Annotated in this window: 19 protein-coding genes; 17 read left to right on the top strand and 2 right to left on the bottom strand. The window is 65.0% G+C overall.

All coding sequences use genetic code 11. The features are described 5' to 3' along the window. Positions 1–174: 174 nt before the first annotated feature. The 3 genes from ACNJYA_RS36970 (at position 175) to boxB (ending at position 4,400) form a co-directional block, all read left to right on the top strand. Positions 175–987: an alpha/beta fold hydrolase gene (locus tag ACNJYA_RS36970; protein ID WP_439401711.1), complete on the top strand. Its 813-nt coding sequence runs from the start codon at positions 175–177 to the stop codon at positions 985–987. 123 nt (positions 988–1,110) lie between these two features. Next, complete coding sequence (gene boxC, locus ACNJYA_RS36965) at positions 1,111–2,799, top strand: 2,3-epoxybenzoyl-CoA dihydrolase (protein ID WP_439401710.1); 1,689 nt, start codon at positions 1,111–1,113, stop codon at positions 2,797–2,799. A 149-nt stretch (positions 2,800–2,948) separates the two neighbouring features. Then, entirely contained in the window at positions 2,949–4,400 is a 1,452-nt protein-coding gene (gene boxB / locus ACNJYA_RS36960) for a benzoyl-CoA 2,3-epoxidase subunit BoxB (RefSeq protein ID WP_212256045.1), read from the top strand. A 185-nt stretch (positions 4,401–4,585) separates the two neighbouring features. On the opposite strand, the gene ACNJYA_RS36955 is transcribed toward boxB, so the two are convergent. Both ACNJYA_RS36955 and ACNJYA_RS36950 read right to left on the bottom strand, forming a co-directional pair. Continuing rightward, the gene (locus ACNJYA_RS36955; RefSeq protein ID WP_439401709.1) at positions 4,586–5,395 is read right to left on the bottom strand and encodes an SDR family oxidoreductase; all 810 of its coding nucleotides are present in this window, start codon (positions 5,393–5,395) and stop codon (positions 4,586–4,588) included. A 90-nt stretch (positions 5,396–5,485) separates the two neighbouring features. After that, positions 5,486–6,544: a polysaccharide deacetylase family protein gene (locus ACNJYA_RS36950; protein WP_439401708.1), complete on the bottom strand. Its 1,059-nt coding sequence runs from the start codon at positions 6,542–6,544 to the stop codon at positions 5,486–5,488. Positions 6,545–6,708: 164 nt separating this feature from the next. On the opposite strand from ACNJYA_RS36950, the gene ACNJYA_RS36945 reads away from it, so the two are divergent. The 14 genes from ACNJYA_RS36945 to phoB all read left to right on the top strand — a co-directional run bounded on the left by ACNJYA_RS36945 (position 6,709) and on the right by phoB (position 18,973). Next, entirely contained in the window at positions 6,709–8,103 is a 1,395-nt protein-coding gene (locus ACNJYA_RS36945) for an OmpA family protein (protein WP_172786130.1), read from the top strand. A 2-nt stretch (positions 8,104–8,105) separates the two neighbouring features. Next, positions 8,106–8,402: a hypothetical protein gene (locus ACNJYA_RS36940; protein ID WP_172786129.1), complete on the top strand. Its 297-nt coding sequence runs from the start codon at positions 8,106–8,108 to the stop codon at positions 8,400–8,402. 97 nt (positions 8,403–8,499) lie between these two features. After that, complete coding sequence (locus tag ACNJYA_RS36935; RefSeq protein WP_439401707.1) at positions 8,500–9,090, top strand: TetR family transcriptional regulator C-terminal domain-containing protein; 591 nt, start codon at positions 8,500–8,502, stop codon at positions 9,088–9,090. Next, on the top strand, positions 9,087–9,992 hold the full coding sequence (locus ACNJYA_RS36930; RefSeq protein WP_439401706.1) for a haloalkane dehalogenase: 906 nt from the start codon (positions 9,087–9,089) through the stop codon (positions 9,990–9,992). The genes ACNJYA_RS36935 and ACNJYA_RS36930 overlap by 4 nt, the downstream gene beginning before the upstream one ends. 11 nt (positions 9,993–10,003) lie before the next feature. Beyond that, positions 10,004–10,231, top strand: coding sequence for a SelT/SelW/SelH family protein (locus tag ACNJYA_RS36925; RefSeq protein WP_439401705.1), 228 nt, complete (start codon positions 10,004–10,006; stop codon positions 10,229–10,231). 18 nt (positions 10,232–10,249) lie between these two features. Then, positions 10,250–10,681 carry a GNAT family N-acetyltransferase gene (locus ACNJYA_RS36920; RefSeq protein WP_439401704.1) on the top strand — a complete coding sequence of 144 codons (432 nt, stop codon included), beginning with the start codon at positions 10,250–10,252 and terminating at the stop codon, positions 10,679–10,681. A 423-nt stretch (positions 10,682–11,104) separates the two neighbouring features. Next, positions 11,105–12,160, top strand: coding sequence for a lysylphosphatidylglycerol synthase domain-containing protein (locus ACNJYA_RS36915; RefSeq protein ID WP_172786124.1), 1,056 nt, complete (start codon positions 11,105–11,107; stop codon positions 12,158–12,160). A 46-nt stretch (positions 12,161–12,206) separates the two neighbouring features. Continuing rightward, positions 12,207–13,499 (top strand): ATP-binding protein, encoded by a 1,293-nt coding sequence (locus ACNJYA_RS36910; protein ID WP_172786123.1) that lies wholly within the window; start codon positions 12,207–12,209, stop codon positions 13,497–13,499. A 150-nt stretch (positions 13,500–13,649) separates the two neighbouring features. Next, positions 13,650–14,663: a phosphate ABC transporter substrate-binding protein PstS gene (pstS, locus tag ACNJYA_RS36905; RefSeq protein ID WP_172786122.1), complete on the top strand. Its 1,014-nt coding sequence runs from the start codon at positions 13,650–13,652 to the stop codon at positions 14,661–14,663. Positions 14,664–14,865: 202 nt separating this feature from the next. After that, a complete protein-coding gene (pstC, locus tag ACNJYA_RS36900; protein ID WP_439367555.1) occupies positions 14,866–15,855 on the top strand; it encodes a phosphate ABC transporter permease subunit PstC in 990 nt (329 codons plus the stop codon). 4 nt (positions 15,856–15,859) lie between these two features. Then, complete coding sequence (gene pstA / locus ACNJYA_RS36895; protein WP_172786121.1) at positions 15,860–16,705, top strand: phosphate ABC transporter permease PstA; 846 nt, start codon at positions 15,860–15,862, stop codon at positions 16,703–16,705. Further along, positions 16,702–17,523 carry a phosphate ABC transporter ATP-binding protein PstB gene (gene pstB, locus ACNJYA_RS36890; protein ID WP_260381220.1) on the top strand — a complete coding sequence of 274 codons (822 nt, stop codon included), beginning with the start codon at positions 16,702–16,704 and terminating at the stop codon, positions 17,521–17,523. Before pstA ends, pstB begins: the two co-directional genes overlap by 4 nt. 11 nt (positions 17,524–17,534) lie before the next feature. Beyond that, on the top strand, positions 17,535–18,251 hold the full coding sequence (phoU, locus tag ACNJYA_RS36885; protein WP_025033425.1) for a phosphate signaling complex protein PhoU: 717 nt from the start codon (positions 17,535–17,537) through the stop codon (positions 18,249–18,251). Positions 18,252–18,265: 14 nt separating this feature from the next. Then, the gene (phoB, locus tag ACNJYA_RS36880) at positions 18,266–18,973 is read left to right on the top strand and encodes a phosphate regulon transcriptional regulator PhoB (RefSeq protein ID WP_008143479.1); all 708 of its coding nucleotides are present in this window, start codon (positions 18,266–18,268) and stop codon (positions 18,971–18,973) included. The last annotated feature ends 143 nt before the right edge of the window (positions 18,974–19,116 follow it).

Raw genomic sequence — 19,116 nt, 5'->3', positions numbered from 1 at the left:
CGAGCGTAGGGAGACGCGTGACGGGGTGGGGTGATCTCTCCACACGGGCACTGCATCTGCGGAGAGGCTGTCACCCCATCTCGCTTCACATCTCGCTGCGCTCGCTGTGAATCGACCCTCCCCCTCCAGGGTGGGTGAGCATCTCGGCATTTGGCTAGGAATGGGAATTCGACCATGACCAAACTCACCCCCACCGGCTTCCTCGACATCGGCGGCGCCAGCCTCGAATACAAATGGCTCGCGCCGCAATCGGCCGACGCGCCCACCATCGTGATGCTGCATGAAGGCCTCGGCTCCGTCGGCCTCTGGGGTGATTTCCCGGACAAGCTGCAGCAGGCCACGGGCGCGGGCATCTTTGCCTATTCGCGCGCAGGCTACGGCCAGTCCAGCCCGGTCGCGCTGCCGCGCCCGCTCGACTACATGCATCGCGAGGCCCTGGACGCGCTGCCGAAGCTGCTCGATGCGATTCAGTTCAAGCGCGGCCTTCTGCTCGGCCATTCCGATGGTGCCTCGATCGCCACCATCTATGCCGGGGCGCATCAGGATCATCGCCTCAACGGCCTCGTGCTGATCGCGCCACATTTCATCGTCGAGGACATCTCGATCAAATCCATCGCCGCGATCAAGACGACGTTCGAGACCACGGACCTCAGGTCAAAGCTCGCCCGCTGGCACAAGGACGTCGACAATGCCTTCCAGGGCTGGAACGGCGCCTGGCTCGATCCGAAATTCCGCGATTGGGATATCTCCGAATACCTCGCCTACATCCGCGTGCCCGTCATGATCGTGCAGGGCGCAGATGATCAATATGGGACGCTGCGCCAGGCCGAGATCGCGCAGGAGGAATGTTACAGCCCAGTCGACCTGAATGTCTTTGCCGGCGCGGCGCATTCCCCCCATCGCGAGGCCCCGGGACCCACCCTCGATCTCATCACGCAGTTCGCAAAGGCCGCCTTGCGGGACGATCCAGGGCTTCAGGCCGCATGAGGTGCATGCGGCCGAGATGAAGCAAAGTGCATGTGAGTCCGAGATTCGGGCTAGACTGACTGGGCAGGATGCATTATTGTGCATCTAACGCTCGAAATGCATAACCAAGCTTAAGGGTGGCTCATGGCCGGGGAAGATCGGCGCCTCGCAGGCGGCGCGACATTCATCGATTTCCAGACCGAACCGTCCCGCTACAAGCATTGGAAGCTCGCGGTCGAGGGCGACGTCGCGACGCTGACCATGGACGTCGACGAGAATGGCGGCCTGTTCGAGGGCTATTTGCTCAAGCTCAATTCCTACGATCTCGGCGTCGACATCGAGCTGGCCGACGCGATCCAGCGCCTGCGTTTCGAGCATCCCGAGGTGAAGGTCGTCCTGCTGCGCTCGGCCAAGAACCGCGTGTTCTGCGCCGGGGCCAACATCCGCATGCTCGCGGGCTCCACGCATGCCCACAAGGTGAACTTCTGCAAGTTCACCAACGAGACGCGCAACGGTATGGAAGATTCGTCGGAGAATTCCGGCCAGCGCTTCATCACCGTCGTGAACGGCTCCGCCGCCGGCGGCGGCTATGAGCTGGCGCTCGCGACCGATCACATCATCCTCGCCGACGATGGCTCGTCTGCCGTGGCGCTGCCCGAGGTGCCGCTGCTCGCGGTGCTGCCGGGCACCGGCGGTCTGACCCGCGTCGTCGACAAGCGCAAGGTGCGCCGCGATCACGCCGATGTCTTCTGCACCATCGAGGAAGGCGTGAAGGGCAAGCGCGCCGTGCAATGGCGCCTCGTCGACGAGATCGCGCCGAACTCCAAGCTCGAGGCCAAGATCGCCGAGCGCGCCAGGGAGTTTGCGGTCGCTTCGAAACGCAAGGGCAGCGGCAAGGGCATCGCGCTGACGCCGCTCAGGCGCCTGATCGACGAGAACAGCATCCGCTACGGCTTCGTCACCGTCGACATCGATCGCACCGCCCGCATCGCCACCATCTCGATCAAGGCATCGGAGACCGCACCGCCCGCGGACATCGACGGTATGATGGCGCAAGGCGCCTCGTTCTGGCCGTTGCAAGTGGCGCGCGAGCTCGACGACGCCATCCTGCATTTGCGCATCAACGAGCTCGAGATCGCGATGCTGGTGTTCAAGAGCCATGGCGACCGCGCCCATGTGCTCGCCAGCGATGCCTTCCTCGAAGCCAACAAGGCGCATTGGCTGGTCAACGAGATCAGGCATTACTGGAAGCGCGTGCTCAAGCGCGTCGACGTCACCTCGCGCACGCTGGTGACGCTGGTCGAGCCCGGCTCCTGCTTTGCCGGCACGCTCGCCGAGCTCGTCTTCGCCGCCGACCGCTCCTACATGTTGATCGGCACGCGCCAGGGCGACAACCGCCCGCCGCCCTCGATCGAGCTGTCCGCGATGAATTTCGGCCCGTATCCGATGAGCCACGGGCTGACGCGACTGCAATCGCGCTTCCAGGCCGACCCGTCCGATCTGGAGCGCGCGGAAGCGACGCTCGGCACCAGCCTCGATGCCGAGCAGGCCGAAGAGCTCGGCCTCGTCACCTTCGCGCTCGACGACATCGACTGGGACGACGAGGTCCGCGTGTTCCTCGAGGAGCGCGCCAGCTTCTCGCCCGACAGCCTCACCGGCATGGAAGCGAGCCTGCGCTTCGTCGGTCCCGAGACGATGGAATCAAAGATCTTCGCACGCCTCACCGCCTGGCAGAACTGGATCTTCCAGCGCCCGAACGCCGTCGGCGAGGAAGGCGCGCTGCGCCGCTACGGCAGCGGCCAGAAGCCGAAATTCGATATGACGCGGGTTTAATGACGATCGTGTCCCGGGCGCGCTGCGGCATGCAATGCCGCTGCGCAGAACCGGGACCCAGAGCGACCAGACAATGGGTCCCGGCTCTGCAGCGCACCGCTTCGCGCTGCGCAGCGTCCGGGACACGGGACAGACCAAGGAGCACGGCCATGAACATGAACATCATGAACGTCGACTACTCGACCAAGATTCCCAACAACGTCAATCTCGCCGAAGACCGCCAGGTGCTGAAAGCGCTGGAAGGCTGGCATCCCGGCTACATGGACTGGTGGAGCGACATGGGGCCGGAGGGTTTCCAGGAATCGCTGGTCTATTTGCGCACGGCGTACTCGGTCGATCCGCGTGGCTGGGCCAAGTTCGATTACGTCCGCATGCCCGAATATCGCTGGGGCATTCTCCTTGCGCCGCAGGAAGAGAACCGCGTCGTGCCGTTCGGCGAGCATTATGGCGAGCCGGCCTGGCAGGAAGTCCCGGGCGAGCATCGCGCCATGCTGCGCCGCCTGATCGTGATCCAGGGCGACACCGAGCCGGCCTCGGTCGAGCAGCAGCGCCATCTCGGCAAGACCGCGCCCTCGCTCTACGACATGCGCAATTTGTTCCAGGTCAATGTCGAGGAAGGCCGCCATCTCTGGGCGATGGTCTACCTGCTGCAGAAATATTTCGGCCGCGACGGCCGCGAGGAAGCCGACGATCTCTTGCGCCGCCGCTCCGGCGACGCCGACGCGCCGCGCATGCTGGGCGCCTTCAACGAGGCGACGCCGGACTGGCTGTCCTTCTTCATGTTCACCTATTTCACCGACCGCGACGGCAAGATGCAGCTACACTCACTGGCGCAGTCCGGCTTCGATCCGCTGTCGCGCACCTGCCGCTTCATGCTGACGGAGGAAGCGCACCACATGTTCGTCGGCGAGACCGGCATCACCCGCGTCGTGCAGCGCACTTGCGATGCGATGAAGGCGGCCGGCATCACCGATCCCACGGACATCGCGAAGGTCCGCGCGCTCGGCGTCATCGATCTCCCGACCATCCAGAAGAAGCTGAACCTGCACTATACGCTCTCGCTCGACCTGTTCGGCTCGGAGGTCTCGACCAACGCGGCCAACGCCTTCAACGCCGGCATCAAGGGCCGCTATCACGAGACCCAGATCGACGACGATCATCAGCTCAAGAACTCCACCTACCCGGTGCTCAAGCTCATCAACGGCGAGGTCAAGCTGGTCGACGAGCCGGCGCTGACCGCGCTCAACATGCGCCTGCGCGACGATTACAGCCAGGATTGCGTCAAGGGTATGCTGCGCTGGAACAAGGTGATCTCGACCGCGGGCTACGACTTCAAGCTGACGCTACCCAATGTCGCCTTCCACCGCCACATCGGCGAGTTCAAGGACGTGCATGCGACGCCCGACGGCATTCTGATCGACGATGCCACCTGGGCCAAGCGCAAGGACGAATGGCTGCCGTCGGCCAGCGACGGTGACTTCATCACGTCATTGATGCAGCCCGTCACCGAGATCGGCCAGTTCGCCTCCTGGATCTCGCCGCCGAAGGTCGGCATCGACAACAAGCCCGGCGATTTCGAGTACGTGAAGATCGAGTCGTAACGGCTGCTAGCGAGATGCGATGGCCGCGCCACGCACTCACTGTCATCGCCCGGCCTTGACCGGGCGATCCAGTATTCCAGAGACTGTCGTGATAGAGCCGCGAGGCCGCGGCTTACTGGATGCCCCGGTCAAGCCGGGGCATGACAGCGGAGGATGAGGCGAGAGCGGAGTACCGATCGCCTCCTTCAGCTATCCCACCCGCTGCCCTTGATCCCCGCATTCGCATAGACGATGCCGCCGTCGACCGCGATGGTCGCGCCGACGACGTAATCGCCGGCGCGCGAGGCGAGGTAGATCGCGGCGCCCGCCATGTCCTCATCGGTGCCGATGCGGCCCGCAGGCACGCGCGTTGCGACCTCGTCGCCGTGATCGCGCGCGGCGCGGTTCATGTCGGATTTGAATGGCCCCGGCGCGATGGCGCTGACCACGACATGGTCGGGGATCAGCTTCACCGCCATGCGCCGGGTCAGATGGATCAGCCCGGCCTTGCTCGCGGCGTAGGAATAGGTCTCCATCGGATTGACGAAGATACCGTCGATCGAGGCGATGTTGATCACTTTCGCCGGCCGCTCTGCGCTCGCTGCCGCGCGCAAGGGACCGGCCAGCGCCTTGGTCAGGAAGAACGGCGCCTTGACGTTGAGGTTCATCACCTTGTCCCAGCCGCTCTCCGGGAATTCGTCGAACTCGGCGCCCCAGGCCGCGCCGGCATTGTTGACGAGGATGTCGAGCCTCGGCTCCAGCTTGATGATCTCGCCGGCGAGCCTGTTGCAGCCTTCGATGCTCGAAATGTCGATCGGCAGCGCGATGCATTCGCCGTCATATTGCGCGCTGAGCTCCTTGGCGGTCTCCTCGCAAGGTCCGGCCTTCCGCGCGGTGATGTAGACCTTCGCCGCGCCGGCGCTGAGAAATCCCGCCGCGATCATCTTGCCGATGCCGCGCGAGCCGCCGGTCACCAGCGCGATGCGGCCTTTGAGCGAGAACAGATCGTTGAACATGTGTTCCTCCCTTTGTTGCCGCTGGTTGTGGGCGGAGCGGGAAGGGGAGTCAAGGAAGGCGCGCTTGTCCTCACGTACGCAGAATGAGGCCTAAGCCGCCGCGATGCGGCGGAAGCCGTTCCACATCGCGGTCGCGGCGCCCGAGGTCAGCACCGGCAGGATACGCGTGTCCTGATAATTGCCGTTGAGCGAGACGCGGGGCAGCGCGGTCATGTAGTCGGCGCTCTCCGCGAAGAGCATGCCGGGCCGTGTCGTCACCGCGGTCTTGAAGCCGGCGGATGCGGCAAGGGCGAATTCGCGCGCGCCCGCGGCGTCGCGGTCGCCATAGGGATAGGCGAGGTGCAGCACGGGGCGCTCCAGCACCTGCTCGATCCGCGCGCGGCTCGTGCCCATCTCCTGCGCGGCGATGTCTTCCGCCTGCTTGGCGAGATTGCAATGGCTGACGCTGTGCGCGCCGATCGTGACCAGCGGATCGGCGGCAAAGGACTTCAGCTCGGCCCAGGACAGGCAGAGGCTGCGGCACAGCGCTTCCATGTCGACGCCGTAGGCCGTGCACAGCGCCCCGATCTCGCGCGCAAGATCGTGTTCGCCCGGCAGCGCGCGCAGCCAGTCGTGCAGGCGGTCGAACGCCGCCTGCTTCGCCGCAATCGTGGTCGCATCGAGCCGCAGCGCGGAATTGCCGATCCGGACGTCGATCTGGTCGGTCTTGGCGATCACGGCCTCCAGCGCCGTCCACCACAATCGCCCGGTGCCGTCGGCAAAATCGCTTGCGACGTAGACCGCCAGCGGCGCGTCAAATTCGCGCAGCACCGGCAGGGCGTAATGCAGATTGTCGCGATAACCGTCGTCGAGGGTGAAGGCGGCGAAGCGCCGGTCGAACCGGCCTTCCACCAGCCGCTCATGCAGCTCGTCCATGCTGACGATGTCGATGTCGCGCGAGCGCAAATGGCACAGCGTGGCGCGCAGGAATTCTGGGGTGACCTCGAGATGCCGGTTCGGCTGGAACGCGGCCTCGCGCGCCGGCCGCACGTGGTGCAGCATGAAAATGGCGCCGACGCCCGACAAAAGCGGGCGCAACAGGTGGTGCGCCCCGCTGAAATAGAGAGCTCCCAGCCCGGCGCGGATGACGTTGTTACGCAGTTGTTTCATGACCGGGTGGGGGACTTTGGCATTCCGCGCTCAACTTACGGAAGAACCCTTGAAGAAAAAGTTATTCCAATTGTCCCACCCGGGCCTTCGGAACAGTGCCATTTCCGGTTTGACAGCCTGCCAAGGGTTTGTTTTGTCTCCGTTTCCAGAGTTCGGGTCGTCGAATGCAGAAGCTTTTCTCGTGGGCCGGTAAATGGTGGCCGGGGCTCATCCCCCTTGCCGTCATGTGGGGATTTGCGGCCTGGAATAACACCTTACCGGTCGAGGCCGATCTGTCGGCCCGCAGCTCGGCTGCGCTGAAGGACACCGTTCTGGACAAGACCCGGATCGCGGTTGACGGCCGCGACGTCAGCCTGGCCGCGGACGCCTTCTCCGAGGAGGGGCGCCGCGACGCGGTGATGGCTGTCGAAACCGTGCCCGGCGTGCGGCTGGTCGACGACCGGACCCGTCTCGTTCCTGAGGCCAAGCCCTTCGTCTGGAACGCCGAGCGCGACGTGGTGCGGGTGACGCTGTCGGGCTCCGCGCCGCTGCCGTCGATGAAGGGTCGGCTGACCGAGGCGGCCCGAAAGGAAGTCGGCGGCGTCGAGGTCGCCGACCAGATGGGGCTGGCGCGCGGGGCGCCACCGCGGTTCGAGGCCGCCGCGATGCTGCTGCTCGATCAGATCGGCAAGCTGAAGGACGGCAAGATCACGATCACGGACACCAAGGTCAACCTGTCGGGCATGGCGCGCGAGCTCGGCGGCCGCGAGGCAATCGCGGCTGCGCTGAAGAACCTGCCCGAGGGCTTTTCGATCGCCGCCAACGAGATCAAGGCGCCGCCCTACATCTTCCAGGCCTACAAGGATCCGGTAGCCGCGACGGTGACGCTCACCGGCTACGTTCCTGACAACAACGTCCACGCCGCAATTGCCACCAGCGCCTCGCGAAAGTTCTTCACCGAAAAGGTCGTCGACAATCTCAAGGCCAGCATCGGCGCACCCGGCTCCTTCAACACGGCGGTCGTCGCCGCGCTCGGCGCGCTGTCGCGGCTGTCGACCGGCACGCTCGTCGTCTCCGACCGCGAGGTGAAGCTCTCGGGCGATGCGCTCTACGAAGGCGCCGCCAACGAGATCCGCGCAGGCCTCGGCAAGGACTTCCCGAAGAACTGGCAATACAAGCCGGAGATCACGGTGAAGCCCGCCGCAGGCCCGGTCGACGGTACCGTGTGCCAGCAATTGTTCTCGGAGCTTCTGACCAAGGGCAAGATCCGCTTCGCCAACAAGCGCGCGGACATCGATCCCGATTCGGCCGGCATCCTCGATCGTCTCATCGAGACGGCGCTGCGCTGCCCCACCACCAATATCGAGGTCGCCGGACATACCGACGCCGATGGCGAGGATTCCTTCAACCAGGCTCTCTCCGAAAAGCGCGCTCAAGCAGTGATCGACTATCTGGTCAGAGCGGGCCTGCCGGCCAGCCGTTTCACCGCGGTCGGCCATGGCAGCACGCAGCCCGTCGCCGGCAACGACACCGATGAAGGCAAGGCGCAGAACCGCCGCATCGAATTTCTGGTGAGGTGACGATGCCCTATCTCGTCTCGTTCCATCTGGGCTGGCTGATCGGCTCGCTGCTGCTGGGCTTCTGCATGGGCTGGATCTCGGTGGTCCAGCGCGGCAACGGCACTTCGAAGGTGACCGCGCGCTGGCTCGCCGTGCTTGCCGCCGTCCTGGTCGCGGCCTCCCTCGCCCATGTGGTCCCCGGCCGCTTCGGTTACTGGCTCGACCTCGGCCTGATCATGTTCGCCTGTTACCTGGTCGGCTGCACCATCGGCGCCTGGCTGCGCGATCGCGTGGTCGCGCGCAGCATGCGGGCAGGCTGAAGCCGCGCCGCCGAGCCCGCTTTCTCCCCCAGCGAGGTCATGAAGAGCCGGGAAAAGCTGCACTTGACAATAATACGTACGTACGTATTATTTGCTCATGCCCAAGCCCTCGCTCAAAGACGCCATCCTCGACGCCGGCCTCAAGGTCATGTTCCGGACCGGCTATCACGGCACCAGCGTGCGCGATGTCACCGCCGCGGCGGGCGCCCCGCAGGGGTCCTTCACCAATCATTTTCGCTCCAAGGAAGCGTTCGCTTCGGAGGTGCTCGACCGCTATTTCGAGATCACGAAGGGATTGGTGGCGGAGGCCCTTGAAGACGCCTCGCTGACGCCGCGGGCGCGGCTCAAACGCTATCTCGACATCATCACCGGCCGCCTCGGAGCCGACGGCTACGGACGCGGCTGCCTCATCGGCGATCTCAGTCTGGAAGCGGCCGGCAGCAGCGAACTGCTGCGCACCCGCCTCGCCGAAATATTTGCCGAGTGGCGCATGCCGTTCGCGGCCTGCATCAGCGAGGCGCAGGAAAGCGGCGAGATCGATTCCGAATTCGAGCCCGAGGAGCTTGCCGACTTCCTGCTCGCGTCCTGGCAGGGCGCGATCCTGCGCATGAAGGTCGACCGCACGCCCCGCGCGCTCGAGCGATTCAAGACCATCGCCTTCAAGACCGTCTTCAAGGAGCCGACATGAGCCAGCAAGCCGAGATTCAGATCCGCAGCGCCTCCGTGCTGGGAAGCACGATGGCTTATCGCGAGACGGGCGCGAAGGATGCGCCGGTCGCGCTCTTTCTTCACGGCAATCCGACGTCGTCCCATATCTGGCGAAACATCCTGCCGCTGGTGGCGCCGGTGGCGCATTGCATCGCGCCCGATCTCATCGGCTTCGGCCGGTCCGGCAAACCCGATATCGCCTATCGCTTCTTCGACCACGTCCGCTATCTCGACGCGTTGATCGACGAGCTCGGAATCAATTCGGCCTATCTCGTTGCGCAGGACTGGGGCACGGCGCTCGCATTTCATCTGGCGGCGCGCCGGCCGGCGTTCGTGCGCGGGCTTGCCTTCATGGAGTTCATCCGGCCGATGCCGACCTGGCAGGATTTCCACCAGGCGGAAGCTGCACGCGAAACTTTCCGAAAATTCAGGACGCAAGGCGAGGGGGAGGCCATGGTCCTGGAGGCGAACGCCTTCGTCGAACGCGTGCTGCCCGGCGGCATCATGCGAAGTTCGAGCGAAGACGAGATGGCGCCTTATCGCGAGCCTTTTCCGACGCCGGACAGCCGCCGGCCCGTTCTTGCACTCCCGCGTGAATTGCCGATCGCCGGCGAGCCCGCCGATGTCTATCACGCGCTGCAATCGGCTCATGCGTCGCTGAAAGCGTCCGCCTATCCGAAGCTGCTGTTCGCGGGCGAGCCGGGAGCCGTCGTCGCTCCCGCATTTGCCGAGACATTCGCGGCCTCGCTGCGGCACTGCGCGCTCGTCCGCCTCGGGCCCGGTCGGCACTACCTCCAGGAGGATCATCCCGATGCGATCGGCCGATCGGTCGGCGGCTGGATCGCCGGAATCGAAGCGGTGCGTCCACAGCTTGCGGCCTGAAGGAGGATGAGATGTCCGACGTGACCATCATCTATTGCCGGCCGTGTGGATACGAGAAGCGCGCCAAGGAGGCGGCCGCGGCGCTGCGCCGGCAGCTGGGGCTGGAATCGGATCTCGTCCCCGGCAAGGGCGGCGTTTTCCAGGTGAAGCTCGGCGACCGGATTGTCGCCAGCCGCAGCAAAGGCCATTTTCCTGACAGCGACGAAATCGTGGCGGCCGTCAATGCCGCCCGGGACTGAGCCGGGGAGGCTTTTGCGATGTCGATTCTCTGGTCCGACGATCTCGCCGGTGTCGACTGGGATGAGCTGTCCGCGCTCTACCGCATCGCACCGCTCGGCACCAAGACACCGGCCGATCTCGCGCTCGTGTTTGGCAACAGCATGTTTCGAACCTTCGCTTATGAGCAGGGGCGCCTCGTCGGCGCCGGCCGCGTACTCGCCGATGGCCGCGACTGCGCCTATCTCTGTGATGTCGCAGTGCACCCGGATCATCAGGGGCGGGGTCTCGGCCGCGACATGATCGAACGTCTGCTTGCGCGTTGCCGCGGCCATCGCAAGATCATCCTCTACGCCGTGCCGGGCAAGGAAGGCTTTTACGAACGCCTGGGCTTCAGGCGGATGACCACGGCCATGGCGATCTTCGAGGATCAGGCCGGCGCCTATGGCCGCGGCTATTTGACCGCGCCTTGAGTGCGGTCTGGAGCCCGCGACCTTCCGGCGCATCGGAAAATCCGGGAACGATGCCGGGATTGCCCCCCTCTTTCAACAGGCGGGCGGGCCCCATAGATTGACGTCGGCTTAAGGCGTGACGGAACATTGTGCGGCCGAAATCATCAAAACTTCATGGCCCCTGCGCAGGATCGCCATGGAGATTCGCGCCAGGCCTTGCCGCCGAAAGCGCCAACCCCTGCACCGGGAGCCGCTACCCTGCCTAAAATATTGAAGGCACGCGTTTTTGTTCGAATTGCCGAATTCCACTTCGGCCGAAAACGCGCTAGTGGAGGGGCGGGGGGCATGCGCGATGCCGGTGCCGGCAGCGCGGGTTCGTTGAATGCCTGCGCGTCCGCCTGTCCGCCGGCCACCCTGGCCGTTGAAGCGTTGTTCGAGGTCTAGATGCTGGAAGCCATACGCAGGGTGACGACGTTTCTGCGCCAGAAGCAAATCCTGCATAAGCTTGGAGTTGTGATCAGCATCGCGGTCATCGGCATCGCTTGCTACGTGCTCTACCACATGCTGCGGGGCATCGATTTCAACGAGGTCCTCGAAGCGATCAAGAGTACCGAGCCGAGCCAGATTGCGATGGCGGCGCTGTTCGTCGCTGCGGGCTATTTCACGCTGACCTTCTACGACCTCTTCGCCACGCGCGCGATCGGCCATGCCCACGTGCCCTATCGCATCAACGCGCTCGCGGCCTTCACCAGCTATTCGATCGGCCACAATGTCGGCGCATCCGTCTTCACTGGCGGTGCGGTGCGCTACCGCATCTATTCGGCCTACGGGCTGAACGCGATCGACGTCGCAAAGATCTGCTTTCTCGCCGGCCTGACGTTCTGGCTGGGCAATGCCGCCGTGCTCGGCCTCGGCATCTCCTACCATCCGGAGGCGGCGGCCTCGATCGACCAGCTGCCGGCCTGGCTGAACCGGACGCTGGCGCTGATGATCATCGTGGCGCTGATCGGCTATGTGGTCTGGGTCTGGACCCAGCCGCGGGTGGTCGGCCGCGGCCCCTGGACCGTGGTGCTGCCGGGAGGCCCGCTGACGCTGCTCCAGATCGCGATCGGCATCGTCGATCTCGGCTTCTGCGCGCTGGCGATGTATGTGCTGGTCCCGGACGAGCCCAATCTCGGCTTCGTCGTGGTCGCGGTGATCTTCGTCTCGGCGACCCTGCTCGGCTTCGCCAGCCATTCGCCCGGCGGCTTGGGGGTGTTCGACGCCGCCATGCTGGTCGGCCTCTGGCAGATGGACCGGGAGGAGCTCCTGGGCGGCATGCTGCTGTTCCGCGTCCTCTATTATCTGTCTCCGTTCGTCCTATCTGTAATCTTGCTGACGTTTCGAGAAGTTATCATCGGCGCCCGATCGAAGCGGTTGCAACAGGCGGCGCTCAAGCTGGACCCCGGTCCTGCGCCTGAAGCCGCCTATGTGAGAGAGCGCAGCGACAGCGGCGCCTGACCGATGTCAGGTCCTTAAGGACAGCCCCCAGGAGAAGCCCGCCCCGATGGCGATCGACGCCCCCTCTTCTCCCTCCGCCCAGCCCTGGTCCGACCGGCTGCGGCACTCGACCATCATTCTGATCGCCGCGGCGCTGGCGCTGTCCGTCGTTGTCTCGCTCGGCGAATTGTCGGCGCTGCACGCCGCAATCGTGTTCCTCTGCATCGCGGCGGCCGCCTTGATCCCGTGGCGGCTGCACGATCCCGCCGCCTCCCGCGACGACGTCAGGCGCATCAACCCGGTCGAGAGCGCGGCGGTGGCCGCGGTGGTTGCCGGCATGCCGGATCCGGCGGTGCTGCTCGACCGCGCCGGCCGCGTCGTCCACCTCAATGCCGCGGCCGCCCAGCTCGCGCCGGCGCTGCGCCGGAACGAGCTCGCCCAGTTCGCGCTGCGCTCGCCGGAGATCATCACCGCGCTGCGCGAGGCCATCGCGACCACCGAGCCGCGGCGCGCGACCTATCTCGATCATGTTCCGGTCGATCGCTGGATGGAGCTGATCATCACGCCGGTACCGGTGCCGACCAGCTTCGGCGGCACCGACAAATGCATGCTGATGACCTTCCACGACCAGACGCCGCTGCGCCGGGTCGAGGAGATGCGCGCCGATTTCGTCGCCAATGCCAGCCATGAGCTGCGCACGCCGCTCGCCGCACTGTCCGGTTTCATCGACACGCTGCAGGGCCAGGCCAAGGACGATCCAAAGGCACGCGAGCGCTTCCTCGGCATCATGCACAATCAGGCGACGCGCATGGCGCGCCTGATCGACGATCTCTTGTCGCTGTCGCGGGTCGAGCTGTCGGCCCATGTCCGGCCGGACACCCTGGTCGATCTCGTCCCGATCATCCGCCAGGTCGCCGACGGGCTCGAGCCGCTGGCGCGCGAGCGTCAGGTCGAGGTGGACATCCACCTGCCGGAGCCGCCGGTGATGATCGCGGGCGACCGGGAGGAACTGCTCCGCCTGTTCGAGAACCTGATCGAGAACGCGCTCAAATATGGCGCCTCGGGCGGACGCGTCATCGTGTCGCTGACATCGAGCGCGGCCACTGATGGAACTCAGGAAATCCGGGTCATGGTCCGCGATTTCGGCCCTGGCATCGCGCCCGAGCACCTGCCCCGGCTGACCGAGCGCTTCTACCGGGTGGATGTCGGCGACAGCCGCTCGCAGGGCGGCACCGGGCTCGGATTATCGCTGGTGAAACATATTCTTAACCGTCATCGCGGTCGGCTTCTGATCGAAAGCGTGCCCCGGCAGGGCGCCACTTTTACCGCCTGTTTTCCCCAGGCCAAGACGCCGGCTTAGACCTAAAAATCCAGCGATTTCAGTCGGTTGACTCTGTCATCCAGCTGTCACGAAACCTTCGTAAAAGCACAGCCGACCGCTCCTAAACGGGCGGCACGGGGAGCGCGATCGGGCGCGGATGGCGCTTCGCTCCCCTGTATGGAGACCAGCATGAATTTCCTCAAAACTCTCGTCGCTGCTGGCTTGGTCGCCGCATCGGCGACGGCAGCCTTTGCTGCCGACATCACGGGTGCCGGCGCGACGTTCCCGTTCCCGATCTATTCGAAGTGGGCTGACGCCTACAAAAAGGAGACCGGCAACGGTCTGAACTATCAGTCGATCGGCTCCGGCGGCGGCATCAAGCAGATCCAGGCCAAGACCGTGACCTTCGGCGCCAGCGACGCGCCGCTCAAGGCCGAGCAGCTCGAGAAGGACGGCCTCGTCCAGTGGCCGATGGTGATGGGCGCCATCGTCCCTGTCGTCAACCTCGAGGGCGTGAAGCCCGGCGAGCTGGTGTTCGACGGCGAGACCCTGGCCAACATCTATCTCGGCAAGATCACCAAGTGGGACGATGCCGCGATCAAGAAGCTCAATCCGAACGCGAAGCTGCCCTCGGAGGCGATCACCGTGGTCCGCCGTTCGGACGGTTCGGGCACCACCTTCAACTTCACCAACTACCTCTCCAAGGCCAGCGCGGACTGGAAGAGCAAGGTCGGCGAGGGCACCGCGGTCGAGTGGCCGGTCGGCGTCGGCGCCAAGGGCAACGAAGGCGTGTCGGGCAACATCAGCCAGACCAAGAACTCGATCGGTTACGTCGAGTACGCCTATGCCAAGCAGAACAAGCTGACCTACACCGGTCTCGTCAACAAGGCCGGCAAGCCGGTGCAGCCGACCGTCGAGGCCTTCCAGGCGGCCGCCTCCAACGCCGACTGGGCCAAGGCACCCGGCTATTACGTCATCCTGACCGACCAGCCCGGCGAGAAGTCCTGGCCGATCACGGCGGCGACCTTCATCCTCATGCACAAGTCCGCCACCGACAAGGCGGCCTCGCAGGAAGCCATCAAGTTCTTCCGTTGGGCCTTCAAGAACGGCGGCAAGGCGGCTGAAGAGCTCGATTATATCCCGATGCCGGACAGCGTCGTCCAGCTGATCGAGAAGACCTGGGCTGCCGAGATCAAGAGCTAAGTAGAGCTCTCGTGTCCCGGACGCGGTGCGGCCCTGGCGATGCAAAGCATCGTCCACTGTGCCGCTCCGCAGAGCCGGGACCCACAAGCACCAGGCCCCGGATCAGCGGCGCACCGCTTCGCGCTGCACCGCATCCGGGGCACGGGACCGCCACCAACAACAAGCGTATATAAAACGGGCACAGGGGATCGGCGTGGCTGAGATGGCTGTCGAGAGCAATGTGATTGATGCTGCCGGTCCATATGATCGCGCCAAGGCCTTGAGCGCGTTCAAGCTCGGCGACGTCACCTTCTACTGGATCACGCGGTTGTCCGCGATCTCGGTGCTGCTGATCCTCGGCGGCATCATCATCTCGCTGATCGTCGGTGCGTTCCCGGCGATCAAGGAATACGGCATCTCCTTCCTGTGGACGCAGCGCTGGGCGCCCTCCGCCGATCCGCCGGTGCTCGGCGCGCTCGGGCCGATCTACGGCACGCTCGTCACCTCCTTCATCGCGATGCTGATCGCCATTCCCGTCGGTCTCGGCATTGCGATCTTCCTCACCGAGCTCTGCCCGCAATGGCTGCGCCGCCCGATCGGCATGGCGGTGGAGCTGCTCGCCGGCATCCCCTCGATCATCTACGGCATGTGGGGCTTCTTCGTGCTCGGCCCGTTCCTAGCCAACACCTTCCAGCCCTTCATGATCAGGGTGTTCGACGGTATTCCCGTGCTGGGCGCGATCTTCGCGGGTCCCCCGTCCTATCTCAGCCTGTTCAACGCCGCCCTGATCCTCGCCATCATGGTGCTGCCTTTCATCACCTCGATCTCGGTCGATGTGTTCAAGACGGTGCCGCCGGTGCTGAAGGAAGCCGCCTATGGCGTCGGCTGCACCACCTGGGAAGTCGTCCGCAGCGTCGTGATCCCCTACACCCGCGTCGGCATCATCGGCGGCGTCATGCTGGCGCTGGGCCGTGCGCTCGGCGAGACCATGGCGGTGACCTTCATCATCGGCAATTCGTTCCGGATCTCCTCGTCGATCTTCGCGCCGGGCACCACGATCTCGGCCGCGATCGCATCCGAGTTCGCCGAGAGCGACGGCCTGCACCAGTCCGGCCTGATCCTGCTCGGCCTCCTGCTGTTCGTGCTGACGTTCTTCGTGCTCGCGGCCGCCCGGTTGATGCTGCTGCGCCTGGAAACCAAGGCGGGGAAGTGAAGCCATGAACCCGATCTATTCGCGCCGCCGCCGCTGGGACATCGTCATTCGCGGACTCTGCATCGCAGCCGCTGCGTTCGGCGTCACCTGGCTCGCGCTGATCCTGATGACGTTGCTCTACAACGGCCTGGCCGGGCTCAACCTCCAGGTCTTCACCGAGAACACGCCGCCGCCCGGATCGAACGAAGGCGGTCTGCTCAACGCCATCGTCGGCTCGCTGATCATGACCGTGATCGGCGTCGGCATCGGCGCGCCGCTCGGCCTGTTCGCCGGCACCTATCTTGCCGAATACGGTCGCAACGACAAGCTGACCTCGGTGATCCGTTTCATCAACGACATTCTCCTGTCGGCGCCCTCGATCATCATCGGCCTGTTCATCTACGGGGCGGTGGTGGTGCCGATGCGCGGCTTCTCGGCGATCGCGGGCAGCCTCGCGCTCGCCGTCATCGTGATCCCGGTCGTCGTGCGCACCACGGAGGACATGCTGCTGCTGGTGCCGAATCCGCTGCGCGAGGCGGCCTCTGCGCTCGGCCTGCCGCGCTCGCTGGTGATCAAGCGCATCGCCTATCGTGCCGCGCGTTCCGGCCTCATCACCGGCGTGCTGCTGGCGACCGCCCGCGTCGCGGGCGAGACCGCACCGCTGTTGTTCACGGCGCTGTCGAACCAGTTCTTCAGCCTCGGCCTGAACAAGACGATGGCGAACCTACCTGTCACCATCAACAACTTCGTGCAGAGCCCCTACGAATATTGGAAGCAACTCGCCTGGAGCGGCGCGCTGCTCATCACCCTGACCGTGCTTGCCCTGAACATTGGCGCGCGCATCCTTGGCGCCGAGAGGACTGCAAAATGAGTGAAATGTCTGTTTCCGTCAGCGCGCCGACCGTTCATCCCGGCTCGCAGCCGCTGCCCGAGGCGCCCGCCAAGGTCACCGCGCGCAACCTGAATTTCTACTACGGTGAGCACCACGCGCTGAAGAACATCAATCTGACGCTCGGCACCAACCGCGTCACGGCGTTCATCGGCCCGTCGGGCTGCGGCAAGTCCACCCTGCTGCGCATCTTCAACCGGATGTACGACCTCTATCCGGGCCAGCGCGCCACCGGCCAGCTGCTGCTCGACCAGACCAACATCCTCGACGCCAAGCTGGACCTCAACCTGTTGCGGGCCCGGGTCGGCATGGTGTTCCAGAAGCCGACGCCGTTCCCGATGACGATCTACGAGAACATCGCCTTCGGCATTCGTCTGTACGAGAAGATCTCGAAGTCCGAGATGGACGGCCGCGTCGAGAAGGCGCTGCGCGGCGGCGCGCTGTGGAACGAGGTCAAGGACAAGCTCAATGCCTCCGGCCTGTCGCTCTCCGGCGGCCAGCAGCAGCGCCTCTGCATCGCCCGCACCGTCGCGGTGCGGCCCGAGGTGATCCTGTTCGACGAGCCTTGCTCGGCGCTCGACCCGATCTCGACCGCCAAGGTCGAGGAGCTGATCCAGGAATTGTCCGAGAACTACACGATCGCGATCGTCACCCACAACATGCAGCAGGCGGCGCGCGTCTCCGACAAGACCGCCTTCATGTATCTCGGCGAGCTGATCGAGTTCGACGACACCAGCAAGATCTTCACGTCGCCGAGCGATCGGCGCACGCAGGATTACATCACCGGCCGGTTCGGCTGAGGAGACGGAATATGGGTTCTGAACATACCGTAAAGGCCTTCGACAGCGACCTTCAGGAGCTCACTCGCCTGGTCGCCGAGATGGGCGGCATCGCCGAGCGCATGATCGTCGATTCCGTCGACGCGCTGATCCGCCGCGACGTGGCACTCGGCCAGCGCGTCGTCACCACCGACGCCGATCTCGACGCGCTGCAGAAGCGCATCGAGGAGCGTGCCGTGCTCACCATCGCCCGCCGCCAGCCGATGGCCGTCGACCTGCGCGAGATCGTCGGCGCCATGCGCGTTGCGACCGATCTCGAGCGCATCGGCGATCTTGCCAAGAACATGGGCAAGCGCGTCGCGGCGCTGGAGACGGACTTCCATCCGCTCAAGCTGTTCCGCGGCCTGGAGCACATGACCGACCTCGTGCAGCAGCAGGTCAAGAGCGTGCTCGACGCCTATGCCGCGCACGATTTGCCGGCGGCGATGGCGGTGTGGAAGGGCGACGAGGAAGTCGACGCCATCTGCACCTCGCTGTTCCGCGAGCTCCTCACCTACATGATGGAGGATCCGCGCAACATCTCGTTCTGCATCCACCTGATGTTCTGTGCCAAGAACATCGAGCGGATCGGCGACCACGCCACCAACATCGCCGAGACCGTGTTCTACATGATCGAGGGCCAGGCGATCACCGACAAGCGGCCGAAGGGCGACATGACGACCTTCGCCACGACGGTGCCGAATACCTAAGGAGCGACGACAACATGGGCGCACGCATTATGGTGGTAGAGGACGAGGAAGCTCTCACCGAGCTTCTCCGCTACAACCTCGAAGGCGACGGCTATGACGTCGAGACGGTGATGCGCGGCGACGACGCCGACACCCGCCTCAAGGAGCACATTCCCGATCTGATCGTGCTCGACTGGATGCTGCCGGGCCTGTCGGGCATCGAGCTGTGCCGGCGGCTTCGGACCCGTCCCGAGACCAAGCAGCTGCCGATCATCATGCTCACTGCGCGCGGCGAGGAGAGCGAGCGGGTACGGGGCCTCGCAACCGGCGCCGACGATTACATCGTCAAGCCGTTCTCGGTGCCGGAGCTGCTCGCGCGCGTGAAGGGTCTGCTCAGGCGCGCCAGCCCCGAGCGGCTCGCCACCGTGCTCGCCTATGGCGACATCGAGCTCGACCGCGACAAGCGCCGCGTGGCGCGCTCGGGCCGGCCGATCGATCTCGGCCCGACCGAATATCGCCTATTGGAGTTCTTCCTGGAGCATCCCGGCCGCGTGTTCTCGCGCGAGCAGCTGCTCGATAGCGTCTGGGGCCGCGACATCTATATCGATGAGCGTACCGTCGACGTCCATATCGGCCGCCTGCGCAAGCTGCTCAATCTCGGCCGCGAGCAGGACCCGATCCGCACCGTCCGCGGCGCCGGCTACGCGCTGGATGATCGCTTCGCGAAGGCCGAGCAGACGTAAGATCTGCGAGCTGTTGGTGTGGTGAGCTGCGGCTACACCCTCAACCGTCATCCCGGGGCGCGCCCAGCGCGAGCCCGGGATCTCAGCGCGAGCGCTTGCGCTCGTCGCGATCAACCACAGGACGTGGTTTGACGATGACTCGG

It is taken from the genome of Bradyrhizobium sp. BLXBL-01, from assembly GCF_051853025.1.
Classification (GTDB): domain Bacteria; phylum Pseudomonadota; class Alphaproteobacteria; order Rhizobiales; family Xanthobacteraceae; genus Bradyrhizobium.
Note: the sequence above shows the minus strand (reverse complement) of the source record. Positions and strands in the feature narration are given on the sequence as shown.

Excerpts from the sequence above, each read along its gene's own strand:
- ACNJYA_RS36920 (WP_439401704.1), top strand. The coding sequence starts at position 10,250 with ATGTCGATTCTCTGGTCCGACGATCTCGCCGGTGTCGACTGGGATGAG.
- ACNJYA_RS36945 (WP_172786130.1), top strand. The coding sequence starts at position 6,709 with ATGCAGAAGCTTTTCTCGTGGGCCGGTAAATGGTGGCCGGGGCTCATC.
- ACNJYA_RS36935 (WP_439401707.1), top strand. The coding sequence starts at position 8,500 with ATGCCCAAGCCCTCGCTCAAAGACGCCATCCTCGACGCCGGCCTCAAG.
- ACNJYA_RS36955 (WP_439401709.1), bottom strand. The coding sequence starts at position 5,395 with ATGTTCAACGATCTGTTCTCGCTCAAAGGCCGCATCGCGCTGGTGACC.
- phoU (WP_025033425.1), top strand. The coding sequence starts at position 17,535 with ATGGGTTCTGAACATACCGTAAAGGCCTTCGACAGCGACCTTCAGGAG.
- boxB (WP_212256045.1), top strand. The coding sequence starts at position 2,949 with ATGAACATGAACATCATGAACGTCGACTACTCGACCAAGATTCCCAAC.
- ACNJYA_RS36930 (WP_439401706.1), top strand. The coding sequence starts at position 9,087 with ATGAGCCAGCAAGCCGAGATTCAGATCCGCAGCGCCTCCGTGCTGGGA.
- phoB (WP_008143479.1), top strand. The coding sequence starts at position 18,266 with ATGGGCGCACGCATTATGGTGGTAGAGGACGAGGAAGCTCTCACCGAG.
- ACNJYA_RS36970 (WP_439401711.1), top strand. The coding sequence starts at position 175 with ATGACCAAACTCACCCCCACCGGCTTCCTCGACATCGGCGGCGCCAGC.
- ACNJYA_RS36925 (WP_439401705.1), top strand. The coding sequence starts at position 10,004 with ATGTCCGACGTGACCATCATCTATTGCCGGCCGTGTGGATACGAGAAG.
- ACNJYA_RS36910 (WP_172786123.1), top strand. The coding sequence starts at position 12,207 with ATGGCGATCGACGCCCCCTCTTCTCCCTCCGCCCAGCCCTGGTCCGAC.
- ACNJYA_RS36915 (WP_172786124.1), top strand. The coding sequence starts at position 11,105 with ATGCTGGAAGCCATACGCAGGGTGACGACGTTTCTGCGCCAGAAGCAA.
- ACNJYA_RS36940 (WP_172786129.1), top strand. The coding sequence starts at position 8,106 with ATGCCCTATCTCGTCTCGTTCCATCTGGGCTGGCTGATCGGCTCGCTG.
- boxC (WP_439401710.1), top strand. The coding sequence starts at position 1,111 with ATGGCCGGGGAAGATCGGCGCCTCGCAGGCGGCGCGACATTCATCGAT.
- ACNJYA_RS36950 (WP_439401708.1), bottom strand. The coding sequence starts at position 6,544 with ATGAAACAACTGCGTAACAACGTCATCCGCGCCGGGCTGGGAGCTCTC.
- pstB (WP_260381220.1), top strand. The coding sequence starts at position 16,702 with ATGAGTGAAATGTCTGTTTCCGTCAGCGCGCCGACCGTTCATCCCGGC.
- pstS (WP_172786122.1), top strand. The coding sequence starts at position 13,650 with ATGAATTTCCTCAAAACTCTCGTCGCTGCTGGCTTGGTCGCCGCATCG.
- pstA (WP_172786121.1), top strand. The coding sequence starts at position 15,860 with ATGAACCCGATCTATTCGCGCCGCCGCCGCTGGGACATCGTCATTCGC.
- pstC (WP_439367555.1), top strand. The coding sequence starts at position 14,866 with ATGGCTGTCGAGAGCAATGTGATTGATGCTGCCGGTCCATATGATCGC.